5 protein-coding genes are annotated in these 18,072 nt (G+C 65.9%); all 5 read left to right on the forward strand.

Annotated elements, in window-relative coordinates; genetic code table 11:
- The first annotated feature begins 42 nt into the window (after positions 1–42).
- The 5 genes from O9Y01_RS07415 (at position 43) to O9Y01_RS07435 (ending at position 17,991) form a co-directional block, all read left to right on the forward strand.
- Entirely contained in the window at positions 43–6,384 is a 6,342-nt protein-coding gene (locus O9Y01_RS07415) for an Ig-like domain-containing protein (RefSeq protein ID WP_269630895.1), read from the forward strand.
- Between the two features lie 23 nt (positions 6,385–6,407).
- The gene (locus tag O9Y01_RS07420; RefSeq protein WP_269630896.1) at positions 6,408–8,291 is read left to right on the forward strand and encodes an RHS repeat domain-containing protein; all 1,884 of its coding nucleotides are present in this window, start codon (positions 6,408–6,410) and stop codon (positions 8,289–8,291) included.
- Positions 8,292–8,299: 8 nt separating this feature from the next.
- On the forward strand, positions 8,300–12,871 hold the full coding sequence (locus tag O9Y01_RS07425) for an Ig-like domain repeat protein (RefSeq protein WP_269630897.1): 4,572 nt from the start codon (positions 8,300–8,302) through the stop codon (positions 12,869–12,871).
- A 549-nt stretch (positions 12,872–13,420) separates the two neighbouring features.
- Entirely contained in the window at positions 13,421–13,822 is a 402-nt protein-coding gene (locus O9Y01_RS07430) for a glutaredoxin family protein (protein WP_269630898.1), read from the forward strand.
- A gap of 68 nt (positions 13,823–13,890) precedes the next feature.
- Positions 13,891–17,991: a hypothetical protein gene (locus tag O9Y01_RS07435; protein WP_269630899.1), complete on the forward strand. Its 4,101-nt coding sequence runs from the start codon at positions 13,891–13,893 to the stop codon at positions 17,989–17,991.
- Positions 17,992–18,072 lie beyond the last annotated feature (81 nt).

Raw genomic sequence — 18,072 nt, forward strand, 5'->3', positions numbered from 1 at the left:
AACCGAACACGCCGCGGCTCCTGCTGACGGCATGGCCTGACGATGAACTCATTCCGGCAGAACTCTCTTGACGCTCGCCAGGCCGCCGCCCCGGCTCGGCCTCTGCAACCCTGGCAGGCGGGCTTCGCGCTGCGCAAGGGAGCGGTGGTGGTGGCGGCCGCACTGGCGCTGGGCACGCCCGGCCTGCAGCAGGCCCAGGCTGCCGAGCTGGTGCTGGCGGACGGCGTGGTCGTCAAGTTCGGGCCGGAAGGCCAGCTGCTGGTGCGCGACAAGCTCACCGTGACTTCCAGCGCCCTGCTGACCAGCCTGAAGGACGACACGCAGGCTGGCCAGACGCTGCCGACCCCGGGCACGGCGCAGGCCGGCGACTGGCTGGGCGTGCGCGTGGAGCGCTCGGGCACGGGCTCGGTGCTGTCCGGCCTCGCGATCCGCCATGCCGGCCGGTCCTCGGCCGCGGCCCTGCTGCTGCGCGGCGGCAATCCGACGATCAACTACCTCCAGCTCAGCGACAACGTCCTGGGCCTGATGCTGGTCGAAGGCGCGGCGCCGGTGCTGTCCGGCGCCAGCGTGATGCGCAACACCGTGGGCATCCGCGCCTCGGGTGCCGGGGCGGCCAGCGTGGCCAACTCGATGTTCGCCGGGCAGAGCCAGTGGGCGATCGAGAACCTCTCGCCCGAACAGGTCCTGCAGGCCAGGAACAACTGGTGGGGCCATGCGAGCGGCCCCAGGGAGGCCACGGGCAATCCCGCCGGGCAGGGTGATGCAGTCACCGCTGGCGTCAGCTACGGCGGCTTCCTGTCGAGCCTGCCGCTGATCAATCCGCGGGTGAGCCTGGTGCAGGCGGCGCCCTACTTCACGACCAACACCGTGCAGTTGCTGCTGTCCTGCCAGAACGCCAGCGAGTACCGCGTGGCTGAAGGCGGGGCCTTCTCCGGCGTGAACTTCAAGCCCCTGGAGGGCGGGCGTGCCGAGATCCCGATGACGCTGTCCGAGGCGGCCGGCCGCAAGAGCATCAGCGTGCAGTTCCGCGACGCGAACGGCAACATGGCGGATGCCTCGCTGGCGGGCGATGTCATCGTCGACCGCACGCCGCCGCAGATCACGCTGCTCAATCCCGCCAATGCGGCGGTGATCGACCAGCCCATCCTCGTGCAGGCCACGGCGAGCGACGACTTCCGCATCGACCGCGTCCAGGTCTTCATCGACAACAACCCGGTGGCGACGCTGGCGAGCCCGCCCTACAACTGGCGCTGGGACAACAGCTCGGCCCCCGAGGGCGCCCACACGATCAAGGTGGTGGCCACCGACGGTGCCGGCCGTACCGCCGAGCAGGCCGCGACCGTGACGCTGAGCCGCACGCCGCCGCCGGCCGACGTCGAGGGCCCCGTGCTCAGCAATCTGCTGCTGGGCGGCAAGCCGCTGGTGGACAACATGGTGGTCGACCGCAGCATGACGCTGACCCTCTCCGCCAGCGACCGCAGCGGCGTGGCGCAGACACTGCTGATCGTCGACGGCCAGATGGTGGGCTCGGCCAGCGGCGCCAATCCGGTCCTGCAGCTCAATATCGCGGACCTGAGCAACGGCCCGCACAACCTGCAGCTCCAGACCTCGGACTCTCTGGGCAACCGCAGCACCAAGAACGTCCTGATCAGCGTGGGGCATGCCGCGCCGGTAACGCCTGGCATCAGCAGCCCCGCAGCGGGCCTGGTGACCCGCAGCGCCGACCTGGCGGTCTCCGGCACAGCACCGGCCGGCAGCCGCGTGCAGCTGCTGCTGGACGGCCTGGCCGTCGGCGGTGCGCTGGTCGTGGGCAGCGATGGCCGCTTTGCCAGCACCGTGCGCCTGCAGCCCGGCAACAACCTGCTGCAGGCCCAGGCCAGCGACGCCTATGGCGACAGCCCGCTCAGCGCGGGCATCACCATCAAGCTGGACACCTCCGTGCCGTCCAGCCCCAGCAATCTGGTGGCCAATCCGCAGCCGGCCGGGCAGATCAAGCTCAGCTGGACCAAGTCCTTGGACGCCGGCCTCAAGGGCTACGAGGTCTACCGTTCGGCCTCGCCCTTCACCGACATCGGCCAGGCCACCAAGGTCCACAGCGGCGTGCTGGGCGCACCCGCGCTGGACGACCTGCCGCCGAGCGATGGCACCTGGCACTACCGCGTCGTGGCGGTCAACCAGGCGGGCACACCCTCGCTGCCGTCCAACCTCATTTCCGCCCTTTCGGACAACACCCCGCCGCGCCTCGTCAGCCTGAACTACCTGCCGCGCGGCAAGGTCGACGCCGCCACCGGCCGCGTGGGCCAGGGCCGGGTGGACGTCAAAGCGCAGTTCAGCGAAGCCCTGCAGAGCCTGCCCTACCTGGCCCTGGTGCCGGCGGGCGGTGCGCCGCTGGCCATCGAGCTGACGCGGGTCGACGAGCTCAACTACAGCGGCAGCGTGTTCGTTGACGCCAATACACCTTCGGGCACCGCCACCACGCTGCTGTCCGCGCGCGACGGCGTGGGCAACCGCGGCACCACGGTCGAGTCGGGCGGCAGCCTGAAGATCGACACCGCGGGCCCGCAGCTCAACTCCCTGCAGCTCAACCCCGCCCAGCCCGTCCGCAACGAGGGCGGCAGCCCGGTGCAGGTGCAGCTGGGCTTCAGCAAGGCGCCGGCTGCGGTGCCGCAGCTGCGCTATCTGCTGTCCGGGCCGCTGCGCCAGTCGGTGCCCGTCACCGGCCTGGTCAAGGTCGACGCGACCACCTACCAGGCCAGCTTCAACCTGCCCTCGGACGCCGGTGCCGGCGCACCGGAGACCCTGAGCTTCAGCTTCCAGGCCAGCGACGAGCTGGACAACGTGTCCACGCGCGTCAATGCGCCCAACCGCTTCCAGGTCTACCAGGGCAGCCTGCCCGCGCCCAATGTGCCGCTGGGCTTCAGCGCCAAGGCCGCGCCGGGCGGCAAGGTGCAGCTGGCCTGGCAGGCCGTGGACGAGGCCACCGTCTACCAGCTCTACCGCCAGTCCCCGGACCAGGGCGCGCTGCAGCCCCTGGACCGCACGTCGGGCCAGTCCTTCGTGGATCAGACCAGCAAGGACGGCCTGCACCGCTATGCCGTGGCTGCCGTGCGCCAGGCCAATGGCCAGGAGTCGGTCTCGGCGCAGTCCAATGTGCTGGACGTGCTGGCCAGCGCCAACGCGCCCGGCGCGCCGCAGAACCTCGGCCTCAAGCTGACCGGCCAGGGCATCTACGCCAGCTGGCAGGCACCGCTGGCCAGCACGGTGGACTACTACCAGCTCTACCGCTCGACAGGCACCACCATCACCAGTGTTGCCGGCCTCAAGCCGATCAAGACCCGGGTCAAGTCCACCCAGACCTACGACCCCAACCCTTCGCCCACCGAGGCCGCCTATGTGGTGACGGCGGTGGACGCGGCGGGCAACGAGTCCGTCGTCTCCAACTCCGCCTACCTCAATGCCAGCCTGCTGCCGGTGCGCAGCCTGCGCGTGGAGCAGCTGGGCAGCCAGCTGCCGCGCCTGAGCTGGTCTGCGCCCAATGGCAGCGTGGCCGGCTATCTGGTCTACCTGGGCAACGAGGACAAGAAGTTCAAGCTCACGCCCAGCCCCATCAACAGCCTGAGCCTGGTCGACACCGCCTTCACCGCGGGCGAGCGCCAGTACCAGGTCGCGACCGTGGACAGCAGTGCCGTGGAGCTGCCGCGCAGCGTGACCCTGCCTGACGTCAACCTGATGCTCACCGGCGGCCTGCCGCTCAAGCGCGGCGTGATGAACCGGGTGCAGGCCCAGGTGTTCAGCGCCTCGCCGCTGAACAATGCCCGCGTGGTGCTGCGCCTGCCCATCAACAAGGACGGCACGGAGTTCAAGGAGCACCGCTCCGAACCCTTCGACCTGCCGGCCGGGCAGACGCGCCTGGTGCCGGTGGTCGCGGGCGGCTACGCGGACATGCCGGGCACGGTGCCCGCGCAGCTGGGTGTGGAGGTCGCGGCCCAGGAGGACGAGCTGGTCAAGGTCAGCCGTGATCAGACCCTCAGCGTCATCGACGGTGCCCTGACCGTGGGCATGGCCACGGAAGAATTCGTGCGCGGCGGCGAGGGCAAGATCAAGCTGGAGTTCGAGAACACCTCGGACGTCGAGGTGGAGCTGCTGACCGCCACCGCGGGCGGCAATGCGCCGTCCAGCGAGCTGCGGTTCAAGATCATTGACGCCGACGGCAATGTGCTGGCCACCCAGCCCTACAAGCAGTCCCTGGGTGCCAATGTGATCACCCTGCCCAACGGGCAGACGGTGGCGCGCATTGCCGCGGGCAGCCGCTACACCTCGGACGTCTTCAAGCTCAATGTGCCGGCCTCAAGCCCCAACAGCATCCGCGTGGTGCTGGAGGTGGACAAGCTGCGCTATCACACGGGCCGTGAGGACGCCGTCGAGATCGCGTCCCAGGGTGCCGAGCGCCGCGTCTCGCTGATGGACACCGCCTACACCGGCGAGGTGAGCGCGGTCACGCCGCTGAGCTCCTTCGGTGAGCAGGACGTGCTGATCAGCGGCCGCGCGCTGGCCCGGGACGGCAGTTCGCCCATGGCCAACTCGCGCCTCAAGCTGATCCTCAACCAGCAGGGCTTCGAGCGCAGCTTCAGCGTGCTGACGGACGCCGCCGGCAACTTCAGCTACACCTTCAAGCCCACGGCCACGGATTCGGGGGTCTACAAGGTCAGCGCCGTCCACCCGGACATCACCGACCGGCCGGAGCAGAAGAGCTTCACCATCCAGCGCGTGAGCTTCGGCCCCACGCCCTTCCGGCTGGACGTGGCGAAGAACTACCCCTTCACCCTCCCCTTCACCGTGAAGGCCGGCCCCGGCACCTCCGCCAGCAATGTCAGGCTGGTGCTGAACCCGGCGGACCAGCCCACGGGCAGCATCCCCGCGGGCATCCAGGTGGAGCTGCCGCCGGCCATCAACGTCGGCGAGAAGCAGACGCTCAACCTGCCGGTGCGCTTCAAGGCCGCGCCCGAGGCGCAGCCCAGCGGCAGCCTGATCTTCCAGGCCTACAGCGACGAGCGCCCCGGCGCGCCCATCGGCGTGCTGACGGTGAACTACACCCTCAGCGAGGCCAGGCCCTACCTCAGCCCCTCGCCCGCCTATGTGGAGACGGGCCTGGGCCAGGGCGAGACGCAGATCGAGTCCCTGGTGCTCAAGAACGGCGGCCTGGAGACGGCGCAGCAGCTCAAGTTCAGCCTGAGCAAGGCCGATGGCGTGACCCCGGCCCCGAGCTGGATCAGCATCGTCAGCAGCGTTGACGGCGACCTGCCCGTGGGTGAGTCGCGCACGGTGGACCTGCGCGTCGCGCCGCCCGCCGGCACACCGGAGGACGTCTACGAGTTCAGGCTCAACTACCAGGGCGACAACCTGCCCAAGCAGTCCGTCAATGTGTACGTGAGCCTGACGCAGAGCGGCAAGGGTCAGGTCTTGTTCAAGGCCTCCGATCTCTTCACGGCCACCACGGGCAAGGACGGCAAGCTGATCGCCGGCCTGGCCGGCGCCACGGTGACGCTGCAGAACGAGGACGTGGTCACCGTCACACGCGACCTGAACACGGACGCGCTGGGCGAGGCCCTGTTCACCGACCTGCCCGCCGGCCGCTACAAGTTCCGCGCCCGCGCGCCCAACCACCAGGAGGTCGCCGGCCGCCTGGTGCTCAAGCCCGGCCTGACGCTCAACCAGCCCGTCTTCCTGAACTACAACCTGGTGACGGTGGAATGGAGCGTGCGCGAGATCACCATCCAGGACCGCTACGAGATCACGCTGAACACGACGTTTGAGACGGATGTGCAGGCGGCGGTGCTCGTGCTGCAGCCCGCGAGCATCAATCTGCCCAAGATGGGACCGGGGGAGGTGTTCTACGGCGAACTGACCCTCACCAACCACGGGCTCATTCGCGCGGACAAGCTGCGCCAGACGCTGCCCAGGACCGATGCGTTCTTCCGGTACGAGTTCCTGACGGAGCTGCCTTCATCGCTGGCTCCTAAGCAGCGAATCACCATCCCCTATCGCGTGGTGGCGCTGCAATCGCTGGAGTCAGCCACGGCCAGCGGTGCTGCCAATGGGGGCGGCTGCCACAGCTACAGCAATGGAACCGATCTGGAATTCGAATTCCTGTGCAAGAACGGCGTCCTCTCACTTGGAAAGGCAATGGCGGGCTGGTTCAGCAGCAGCAGCAGCACTTGCCCGGCCAACGTCGGCGGCGGTACCAGCGGCGGTAGCGGCAGTGTCAGTGGCACGGCAGGCTATGTCACCAGCGGCAGCACTGGCGCTGTTCCGCCGGGGACGAAGATGAAATTGAAGGGGATGAAGTGCGTGGGTATTGCGCGAGGGGGCGGTTGCGAAAAATGAGTCATCGATTTGTACTTCAAGCAATGTTGCTGCTCGCGGGTTTGGCTTCTTTGCCAGGCCTGGTCACAGCACAGTCGAATCTCGGGTTGAACGTCAGCACGCCGAATGGCTACGCCACTTTGCGCCGGGACGACTTGGTGGTCATGACCACCACTGGGCCTGTGCGGTGGTCGCGGACCTGGGATGGCCAGGAATGGAAGTTCAACCCCCATTGGGAGAGCCTGTCCCAAAGCTGGAAGAACCTCACGGGGTCGCAGACGTCAGACACCACGCCGCCTGTGGCGGGTGGCAGTGGTACTGCCGGCGGTGCTTCGGGCGGTGCTTCCGGCGGGAGCGCTGTTACGAGCAGTGGAGACCCCAGCAGCAAGTGCTGGGTGTGGGTGGACGAGGACTGGCAACCGACACCAGGCACCGTGCTGGTCGGCGGGGCCCCGGCCAATGCGCCCATGCTGCCCGAGCGCACCCAGCCCTTCAATCGCATCATTGGCCAGGCCACGGAGGAGGCCAAGGTCGATTACCCGCCACCGGTGCGGGTGAACATCGACTACGCCAACTACTGCATGGGAAGTCAGTGGTCGTCAGGCATGCCCCGTGCTGTCGATCTGGAAGGCGTGCGGCGGGTCAATGAGTTGTATCTTGGTGAAGGCGGCCGATACAGCTTCGACAACCGCACCGTCCTTGAGAAGCGCCCGGTGCGTCAACTGCCGTCGCGCAGCAGCGACGAGCTGGATACCGCGCTGGCCGGTGGTGTCTACCCGACGACTACCGAGGACAACGCAAAGGGCTATCACTGGCAGGACCGCGCCGGTGACTGGGTGGACTACAACACCCAGGGGCAGATCGTGGCCATTGGTGACCGTAACAACAACACCCTCTGGCTGCTGCGCGACCAGACCGGCCAATTGCGCGCGGTGGTGGACGCGAATGGCCATGTTGTCTTCACCATCCACTACGACAAGGGCTTGGTCAGTGAGGTGCGGGACTACCCCGTGCCAGGCCTGGCTCGGGATCTTCCACCCCGCAAAGTGCAGTACCGCTATGACAGTAGCAACCGGCTGACCGAGGTGGTCGACGCGCGCGGCAATGTGCTCGGCTATGGCTATGACTCGAACAACCGCCTTGCCAGCTTGAAGGACCAGGAAGGCCGCGTGGAGCGGGTCGAATACCTGGGAGAAACGGTGGCCAAGCACATCGCAGCCGACGGCGCCGAAACTGCCTACGAGTTCGATTACGACGATGTCCACAAGCTCTTTACCAGCAAGATCGTCGCACCTGAGACCAGCGCAGGGCGGACGGTGGAGTACTTGACGCACAACCGCGTAGGCAAGCTGGTGCGCATGGAAGTCAACGGCCGTCTGGAGCTGGAGGTGCGCTCCGACCTCGGCACGCGGACCGAGTTCACCCGCAACGCTCGCGGCTTTGTCACCGCGGTGAGCCGCAATGAGTTCGAGCAACCGGTCCGCATCGAGAAACCTGACGGGTCCGTGCAGCTTCACAAGTACTCGCCCGTCCACCTGCAGCGGCTGGAGTCCACCGATGAGCTGGGGGTGCGCACCGTGCTCGGCTACGACGCCAAGGGCAATCTGCTCAAGGTGACTGAGGCGGCCGGCCTGCCCGAGGAGCGGGTGACAGAGCTTGAACGGGACGCGCTGGGCCAGTTGCGACGGATCACACGCAAAGGGCGCACCGAGTTCAACGGTGTCGTCACGCCCGATGCCTCGACGTCGGTGGAGTACGACAGTCTCGGGCAAATCCGCAAGACCATCGACCCCGAAGGCGGTGAGCGCCTCTATGTCTACAACCGCGCCGGCCACCTGATCCAGTTCACCGATCCCCGCGGCCAAGTGACCCGTTACGAAGTGGATGCCCACGGCAACCTGCTGAAGGCCGTGAGCCCCACACCATGAGTGTTTCCATGCGAGTTGCAAGTCAATTGAAGCAGGCCCTGCTGAGCCTGTGCATGCTGGGCGCGTCCCTGCTGTGGGCCCCTGTGGCCCAGGCCCAGGCCCCCAAGATCAGTCTGAGCGTGGCCAAGACGACGGCCTATGTGGGCGAAGACCTGGTGTTCACGCTGCGTTTCGCGGCGCGTGAGCGCTACGAGCTGGACTACCACGTGAGCTTCATTCCCGGCGCCCGGTGCGTGTCGGGCGGCGCCACCCAATACGTGGCCGGCGAGGTCATCCACAGCCTGGCCTGCAGCTTCAGCAAGCCAGGGCCGCGGGCGGTGCAGGGCATCGGTGGCTTCCTGAATGTTGCGGCCGGTGGCAGTGTGGATGCCAACGGCAACATCCGCTTCGGCGACTGGGTGCCGGGCTCGCTGAGTGACCCGCTGGACATCGTCATCCTGCCGCAGATCAAGCCAGTGCTGACGCTGGAGCGCCTGGATGAAAAGGTGCAGGCCGGGCAGCCGGTGCGGCTGCGCGCGCGGCTGAGCGGCGTGGACCCGGCGGTGCCGGTGATGGGCAAGGTCAGCTTCGGGGCCTCGCAGGACTACGCGCTGGACGCAGCAGGCGAGGCGGTAGGCGAACTGCCTGGGCGCTACATGGGCGCGAGCGAGGTGGTGGCACGGCTGAACGTGGCCAGCCCGGCCTACGAGAAGGTGCAGTCTGCGCCGCTGAGCCTGGTGGTGGAGAAGTCTGGCAGCACGACCCTGCTCAACGCCAAGGCCACGACGTTGCATGGCAAGGACTTGTTGGTGCTCAGCGGCCAGGTCAAGGGCTTCTCGCCTGGCGGGCGGGTGACGCTCAGCGCGGGCGCCCGGGTGCTCGACAGCGTGCCGCTGGACAGCAACGGGCTCTTCTCCTACAGCACGCGACTGGCAGTGGGCAGCTACAGCGTGGTGGCCCAGTTTCCCGGCGACATCAACAACGAGGCCAGCAGCTCCGCACCTGTAGCTGTGAGCGTGGACAACGCGACGCCGGCCAGCCTGGGTTTGAGCAGCACGCTCAAGGAGTTGCCGGCCGGGGCGCGCACCGTGCTGGTGGCCAGCGTCGGTGGGAACAAGCCCAGCGGCACGGTGTCGTTCTACGAGGGGACGACACTGCTGGGCACGGCGCCTGTCGTCGAAGGCATGGCCACGCTGATCGTCAGCTTTGGCACGCCGGGCGCCCACCTGGTGCGCGCCGAGTACAGCGGCGACGCCAACAACATCGGGCTCGTCAGCGCCGGCACGGTGGACTTCAACGTCAGCACGGCACCGGCACCCGGCAGCAGCAGTGCTGAACGCAGCTACCGCTATGACCGTGTAGGCAACGTCGTTGGCAGTGCCGACCGCCGCGGTAATGGCATGCAGGCGATCTACGATGCTCGGGATCGGTTGTCTTTGGTGGTCAATCCGGTGGGAGGCATCTCCCGCAATCGATACAACGGCCTGGGCCAGCCGATCAGCACCACCGATGCGGACGGTGTGTCCGAGACCAACGAGTTCGACAACTTCCAGCGCCTGACGCGCCAGGTGGACGGCCGTGGCAACGTGACCGAGCTCCGCTACGAGTTGAGCAACGGTCAGCCTGGCTCCATGGGTGCACCGACCGAGACCCGCTACCCGACCTACACCCAGCGACAGCGGCTGGACGCCCTGGAACGCCCCACGGCGGACACCCTGCTCAATCCCACGCCTTTGGGCGAAGAGGGCCTGGTCAGCTACAGCACCTACGACTTGCGCGGCCGGCTAAAGACCAGCACGGACGCCAACGGCAAGACGACCAGCTACAGCTACGACGCTCTGGGGCGACTGACCGAGCTGATGGACAGCCTGGGCAACAAGACCATCAGCCGTTACAGCGCCTGGGGCGATCTGCTGGCGCTGACCGACCCGAATGGCCGGACCAATGCCTTCGAGTACGACCGCCTGGGCCGCGTGACCAAGGAAACGCTGCCGATGGGGCAGTCCGTGCAGTACCGCTATGACGCCGCCGGCAACACCACCGGGCGCACGGATCCCAAGGGCGTGGAGAGCGAGTACCGCTATGACGCGCGCAGCCGCGTCGTGGAGGTGCAGCATTTCGACAGTGCGCACGCGCTGAAGCGCAAGATCACGCTCGACTGGGACGCCGAGGACAACCTGGTCGCCTGGACGGACACGGACCTCACCCGTCCGGCGGGGCAGCAGGAAAGCAGGGGGTCGGCGGTCTATGACGAGGACAACCGCAAGCTCAGCGAGACCCTGCAGGTCCCCAACCCGGCCGGCGGTAGCTACGCGCTGAGCTACAGCTACCGCTACAGCCCCGAGGGCCGGAAGACGCGCCTGAACTGGCCTGACGGCAGCGTCGTCGAGTACGCCTACGCGGCCCACGGCGAGCTCGAACGCGTGGGCGTGCCGGGCGAAGGCAGCCTGAGCGTGACCGAGTTCCAGTGGACGGCGCCGACCAAGGTCACGCTGCCCGGCGGCGGCAGCCACGAGAGCCGGTATGACGGCCTGCTCAACCTTCTCGGTCAGACGGTCAAGACGCCCACGCAGCAGACGGTGCTGGAAACGGCCTACACCTACGGCAAGCTGCAGGAGCTCAAGACCCGCCAGCGGACCGACATCGCCGAAGGCGCCAGCAGCACCGACGACCTGACCCTGAGCTACGACGACGAGGCCCGCCTGGTGCAGGCCGAGCGCAGCGGGGCCTACGGCAACGAAGTCGAGCGCTTCACCCTGGACGGCGCCGGCAATCGCGTTGGCCACAGCCGGGTCAGCGGCGCCTGGACCTATGACGGCAACAACCGCCTGCTGAGCCGTGGTACTGGCGCTTCGGCCACCACCTACGCCTACGATGAGGCGGGCAACCAGGTGCGCAAGACCGAGCCGGGCGGCAAGGTGACCGAGTACCGCTACGACGTACTCAACCGCCTCACCGAGGTGCGCACGGGCGCGGGTGCGCTGGTGGCTCGCTATGGCTACGACCCGCTGGACCAGCGCATCTGGAAGGAGCAGTACCGAGACGCTGCCGGCCAGCTCCTGGCGCAGGCCCTGCGAAGCTACTACCTCTACGGTGACGAGGGCCTGCTGGCCGAGAGCCGCCAGCCCATCACCCTCGGGCCGGATGAGCAGGTCGCGGCCAGCGGCGCGCCGGTGCTGCACACGCAGATCGGCGTCATGCCCGACAGCCACTTCAGCACGGCGCCGCTGTTCGTCAAGACGCAGAACAGCGCCGGTCAGGCCGTGGTGGCCTATCTCCAGCATGACCAGCTGGGCACGCCCATGCAGGCCCTGGACAAGAACGGTCGCCTGCTCTGGTCCGCCCAGTTCAACGTGTTCGGCCGGGCCCAGATCACCACGCCGGCAGCCACGGCCGAGCGCCCCACCATCGAGCTGGCGTTGCGCCTGCCCGGCCAGTGGGAAGACGCCGAAACAGGTCTGCACTACAACTTCCGCCGCTATTACGACCCGGAGACGGGGCGCTACATCACCCAGGATCCCATTGGCCTGGAGGGCGGCGGGAATATGTACCGCTATGCCGAAGCGGATCCTGCGAACTTGACCGATCCGACAGGGGAGATCGTGCCCTTTGTCGGAGCGGCTGCTGAAGCGGCGGCGATATACGGGGAATGCGTCCTGGGCTGCACGGCCGAGGAGGCGATGACCGATGCCGTGACCGGTGAATGCGTTGACCTGAAGTCTTCGCTCAAGGACTGCGCGAAGTCCTGCATCGTGGGTCCTCTGGGCAAGCTGGCCAAGAAGCTGCTCAAGTGGATGCCCGACTGGGCGCGCAAGAAGGCCAAGGAGGCCTGGGACAAGGTCAAGTGCGCTACGGGCCGCAACAGCTTCCCGGGTGACACCCTGGTCCATGTCCGGCCGGCGGATGCGGCCGATGCGGATGCCCAGCGCGGCTACAGCGTGCTCAAGCCCATTCGCGATGTGCGCGTTGGCGATGAGGTGCTGGCCTTTGCTGAGTGGGAGGAAGCTGGCGACCTCTCGACGGGTCGTGATCGGCGGCTGCGGTATGAGCGGGTGATCGATGTCTTTAGCAGCATCAAGTCGCAGGAGTTGGTGTCGCTGGCGGGGGCTTCGGGCGAGACGATTGAGGCAACAGGGGGGCATCCATTTTTAACAAAGAATGGATGGAAAGACGCCGCCCGCCTGACGACGCAGGACGATATATTGACCCGCCCAGGTGATTGGCGGGCATTAATTGATCTTCAGCGTTTCGACGCAGGTATTGCGCCTGTATTCAATATTGAATTGGGTACGGCTCATGCGTATTTCGTCGGAATTCAAGCGTTTATTGTCCACAATGCTATTGTTTGTACGCAAAAAATACCGAGAGATGAGCTAAAGCCTCCAAAAAAGCGAGGGAATGCGCCAATTGGAAGTGACGGACATCCGGTGGAGCTTCATCATACTGGCCCAAATACGGTTGAGGAACTCACTCGCACGGAGCATAGAGGCGCAGGGAATTTTAAGGATAAGCATCCGGAATGGATAAATCCAGATCGGAAAGAATTTGACAAGGATCGGAAAAAATACTGGAAAGAGGAGTGGGATAAATGGTGGAGATAATGTATGTTAAGTGATGATTTTTTGATTGAAGTCATGGGCCCAGATGAATGGGCCCTTGCTGTGGATTGTGATGGTAGGTCTGTTTATGCTTATCTTCGAAATTCCGGAGAGATGGTTAATCACGTTTGGCTGATGAATGCTCCAGGCCGTCCATTTGAAGAGCCCGTTCGCGGCAGACCTCCAATGAATAGGCCTCCATTCTGTGTCGAGTCACAATTGGGTACATTGCCGACCGCCGATGATCTTCAAACAGATTGGAAGTGCTTTGGCGAAGGTGTTGAAGTGACGCTTAGATTTCGAGATGAAGTTCTAGCAGTGCTAGATTCATATTCTAGACCGGGTAAGTCAAGGTATACCGTTGTCCCTAGTAAACTTTCTCGACCATTATAATTTTATTAATTGTGGAGGGTGCTGATGCCTGAGGCTGTAGTCAAAATAATGGCGGAGAACCGGGGTCAGGCCTTAATGTTAAGTACTCAAGACTTAAGGTCCGGCCTTAGTGTCGTCGGTAATTTTTGAATCAAGAGCCGCCGTCCCCATCCACCCACCATGCCCAGCAAAACCCTCCCCACCTGGCTCCAACTCCTCGCCATCCTCCTCATCGCCTGGCTACTCAAAACCCAGGTCTTCAACCACCGCGAATCCAGCACCCCGAGCAGCAACTGGACCCCCGAGCAAATCCATGCCCTCGCCGCCACCGTCAAGGCCGAAGAGGTGGTCATGTACACCACCACCGAATGCGGCTACTGCCACCAGGCCAAGGCCTGGCTGAACCAATACGGTTTTGCCTATACCGAATGCAATATGTCCGTCGACAGCCGCTGTGAATCCGAGTTCGCGAGTTATCACGCGAATGGCACGCCCTTTCTGGTGCTGAACCGCCAGGGCCGCGAGCACCGCATGCACGACGGGTTTGACTCCGATGAATTCCTGGCGGCGCTGAGCCTCTGACGCGCTCGCGCCCTCCCTTTTTCCTAACGTAGTCCCAGCCGACCACGGCCGCTGCCGTGGGCCTCACTATGAGCTCTTTGACCGCCGACTTCGCAATCCCTCCGGCCCCGCAGCACCCCCGCGCGGCCTCACGCACGGGCTGGCAGCGCCTGGGTGCCCGCGTCGCGCGGGTGCTGGGCGCCGGCCTGTGGATGGCGGCGCTGGCCGTGCAGGCGCAGGAGACGGTCTGTGCCAAGGTCAAGATCGAGATCAAGCAGGAGCTGACGCTGGAGCGCCAGGCCTTTGATGCCGAGATGCGCATCATCAACAGCACCGACAGCAGCGTGCTGGAGAACGTGGGCGTGGTGGTCAAGGTGACGGACGAAGCGGGCACGCCCGTGCTGATCTCGGACAACCCCAATGACCTGAACGCCAAGTTCTTCATCCGCCTCTCGTCCAAGAAGGACATCGGCGCGGCCGACGGCACGGGCATGGTCCGGCCCCGCAGCACGGCGGTGCTGAACTGGCTGCTGATCCCCGCGCCGGGCGCGGCGGGCAATGCGCCGCTGGGCAAGAAGTACCTGGTGGGCGCCACGCTGAGCTACCGCTACAACGGCGAGGACACGGTGCTGGACGTGGCGCCGGACGTCATCAAGGTCAAGCCCCTGCCCCAGCTGAGCCTGGACTACTTCCTGCCCGCCGAGGTGGAGGGCGACGACCCGCTGACGCCCGAGGTGGAGCCGGTGCAGCCCTTCACCCTGGGCCTGCGCGTCAAGAACAACGGCGTGGCCACGGCGAAGAACCTGGTCATCGATTCCGCCCAGCCCAAGATCATCGAGAACAAGCAGGACCTGCTGATCGGCTTCAAGCTGACGGGCAGCTATGTGGGCGACGTCCCCGCGCCCAACACCCTGCTGGCCAAGCTGGGCGATGTGCCGGGCAACAGCGCCAAGACCGCGCGCTGGATCATGGAGAGCACCCTCTCGGGCCGCTTCACCGAGTTCACCGCGAAGTTCAGCCATGCGGATGAACTGGGCGGCGCGATGACCTCGCTGCTGCAGGGCACGCAGGCGCACACGCTGGTGCGCGATGTGCGCGTGGACCTGCCGGGCCGCGACACGGTGCGCGACTTCCTCGCGCAGGACGGCGACGTGATGCGCGTCTACGAATCCGAAGGCCAGGACACGGTGGTCACCAATCACAGCGCCGTGGCCACGCTCGGCGCGGGCTCGGGCGGCAGCGGCTATGCGCTGAACTTCCCGGTCACGGCCGGCTTCGTCTACGCACGCCTGCCGGATCCGCATGCCGGCACGCGCGCCCTGGGCGTGATCCAGCGTTCGGACGGCAAGGTGCTGGCGCCGGAGAACGTCTGGCTGAGCCGCACCCGCAACGCCGAAACCAAGAAGTGGGAGTACTGGCTCAACGTCTTCGACGTGAACTCGACGGGTGTCTACAGCACCGAGTTCAAGGCGCCGCCCGTGGAGATCCAGCCGCCGGCCCTGCAGTTCATCGCGGACCGCACGGTGCAGGAGGGGCAGCAGGTCTCCTTCCTGGTGGAGGCCAGCGGCAAGAACGGCAAGCCGGTGACGCTGACGGCCACCCCGCTGCCCACGGGCGCCAAGTGGCTGCCGCAGGCGGCCGATCCTGGCGCGCCGGCCCTGGCCCGCTCGGTGTTCGACTGGACGCCGGCCCGCGGCAGCAAGGGGGACTACCTCATCAACTACACGGCCAACGACGGCCTGATGAGCACCAGCCGCAGCGCCAAGATCACGGTTAAAGCGGCGCCGCTGCTGAAGCTGCCGGCCCTGCCGCGCGTGGTGTCGCCCCTGGCCGGCGCCCGCCAGGCCCTGAGCTGGACCGGCACCGAGTTCCAGGCCAATCCCCTGCCGCTGACGGTCGCGCTGGCCGGTGGCGAGTTCGACTCCGCCACCAGCCTGGTCTTCGAGCTCTACGACGACGCCGAGTACAGCCAGCTGCTGGCCTCGGCCACCGTGGCCCCGGTCAGCGTGGGCGGCGTGATGCAGGCCACCTGGTCGGTGGCGGCGGACTTCCGCTCCAACCGCAAGTACTGGTGGCGCGTGCGGGCCACGGACGGCACGCTGTCCAGCCCGTGGGTGGAGGCGTGGTTCTCCACGAATCAGGGGAATGCGGCGCCGCCGCGGGTGCGCAAGGTCACGGAGAACTACCAGTTCAAGGACGCGCAACCCGTCCTGGTTTGGCGCAACGCAGAGGACGTTGACGGTGACACGTTGCGCTACGAGGTGCACGTGTGCCGTTGGCGGATCCAGGGCGAAGCTCTTCCCGCTGACAACGGACTGTGCCGTTGGAATGGCGCCACCGACGAAGTGCTGGTGGCGCGGTCTGGCCTCTTGTTCGGCGGCGCGGGTGGTGAGACCTCATGGAAGGTCCCGGTGCCCCTGCTGCCGTCGACCTTCTACACCTGGCGTGTCGAGGTCTGGGATGCTCGAGGCGCTCGGAGTTCGACGTACATACCGGCAACCTTCACTGGGATGGATTCCTTTACTGTCGATCCGGCAGCGTACTGGCCCGTGCGGGGACTGATGGCGCCTCTGGATGCCGCCGAGATCACTGGCACGAGCGTGACATTGTCCGTGCGGAGCAATTTGACGGAGGAGCGCTTTGACATCGACACCGTGAATACCTTCGATTCTGCGGACAGGCGCGTCGGCCCCACCATCAAGGCGGTCAATGGCGTCGTCAGCTGGACGGTCACCGGCCTCAAGCCTGGGCAGACGTACTGGTGGAGGGTGGACCAGACCATGAGCGGCGACAAGCCGGAAGTGCGCCGCTTCCGCGTCAGCGTGCCGAACCGGGCGCCCACCGTGCCGGCCTTGCGCAACCCAGGCCATGAGTCCTGGGTGACCACCTCCAATCCTGTACTGCTGAGTGGTCTGGCCCAGGATCCTGATGGTCAGGCGGTGCAGTATGAGTTCGAGATCTATGCGGATGCTGCCCTGTCCACCAAGATCGGGGGCGTGCTGCAGTCGTCGCCCAGTTGGCTTGTGCCGATGGCACTTCCCGACGGTGCAGAACGCTGGTGGCGTGTGCGTGCTGTAGATAGCCAGGGGCTGGCCAGCGCTTGGTCACGGACAGGCAAGTTCAGTGTTCGACTGGAGCAGCAGCAGGCCGTCCCCATCGCGCTGACCTTCCCGGATCGTCCGATGCAGCCGGTTGTGGATGGGAGTACCAAGACGCAGCGCATCCGCTGGCAGTTGGCAACTGTCGATGCAGATGTCCAGGTGGCGCTGTACTACAAGAAGGTCAATGCTGGCTCTACGGCACCCCAGGACAGTCGCGATGTGTTCTCCGGCCAGTTGATCGCGGACGGCATCAAGCCTGCGCCCGGCGAGCGTAGCGGTGAGTGGGTCTGGGATGCCAGCGCACTGCCCGTCGGAACCTACTACGTGTATGCCGTCGCGAGTTCCACCCGCGGCCAGGGGCAAGCCTTTGCACCGGGAGCATTGGTCATTCCAAGTGGCAATCAGCGCGGCCTTGTGTCGCTGAGCCGGCCAGCTGTGATCAACGAAGGGGATCGTGTGAGCTTCCCACTGAACTACAGCGGCATGGGTGCTGCTCCCGTGAGTCTTGACGCTGCCATCGCGGAATTGGGTGTTCTGAACGGGGCTCGGGTGATCACCGCGGCTGACGCAGGGTCCGCCAGCTTGGAAGTCACTTATGGCCGCCAGTGTGTTCAAAGCCTCATCAGCGATTTCGTCGGCATTGGCAGCCTGGTTTCCGAGGACCCTGACCTGATGGGTCGCCAGGTGTTGCAGCCGGTCACCGGTGCGTTTACCTACACGAAGAACAACGTCACGGCAGGCTCCGTGGGTCTGGGATTGCGCCTGTGCAACATCCGCGTCCTCAGCGAAACCAAGGTGAATGCGACGTCCTCTGACTACGTGCTCAGCGCAGACCTGGGAAATGCTTACCGGTTCCTATACGCCGTGACCGCCAAGCCGCAGGCCGGGGCGCCTATCGGGGGAAGCAACTGTCCCACCATCGAAGCCGCCAGTGGTGAGTTGAGTTTTGGGTCCAGCTTTGCCTACCAGACGGTCAAGACCAATTCGACAGTGACGGTTCGAGCGAAGTCTGGACTTTCCCGAGCTGGCATGGCCTCTTGCGGGCCGGCTTGGGCCCTGACTTTTACGTTGACGGCGCCCAGTCCTTGAACGATCTGGCGGGACTGCAGGCGGCGCAGCCGGGGCAGCCCAGCTAAAATCCCTGCCGGCCAAATGAGGAGGGCCACAAAA

It is taken from the genome of Pelomonas sp. BJYL3 (assembly GCF_027257975.1).
Taxonomy (GTDB): domain Bacteria; phylum Pseudomonadota; class Gammaproteobacteria; order Burkholderiales; family Burkholderiaceae_C; genus Roseateles_B; species Roseateles_B flavus.

Bases quoted from the DNA above. Each gene is read 5' to 3' on its own strand.
- O9Y01_RS07420 (WP_269630896.1), top strand. From the start codon at position 6,408: ATGTTGCTGCTCGCGGGTTTGGCTTCTTTGCCAGGCCTGGTCACAGCA.
- O9Y01_RS07430 (WP_269630898.1), top strand. From the start codon at position 13,421: ATGCCCAGCAAAACCCTCCCCACCTGGCTCCAACTCCTCGCCATCCTC.
- O9Y01_RS07425 (WP_269630897.1), top strand. From the start codon at position 8,300: ATGCGAGTTGCAAGTCAATTGAAGCAGGCCCTGCTGAGCCTGTGCATG.
- O9Y01_RS07415 (WP_269630895.1), top strand. From the start codon at position 43: ATGAACTCATTCCGGCAGAACTCTCTTGACGCTCGCCAGGCCGCCGCC.
- O9Y01_RS07435 (WP_269630899.1), top strand. From the start codon at position 13,891: ATGAGCTCTTTGACCGCCGACTTCGCAATCCCTCCGGCCCCGCAGCAC.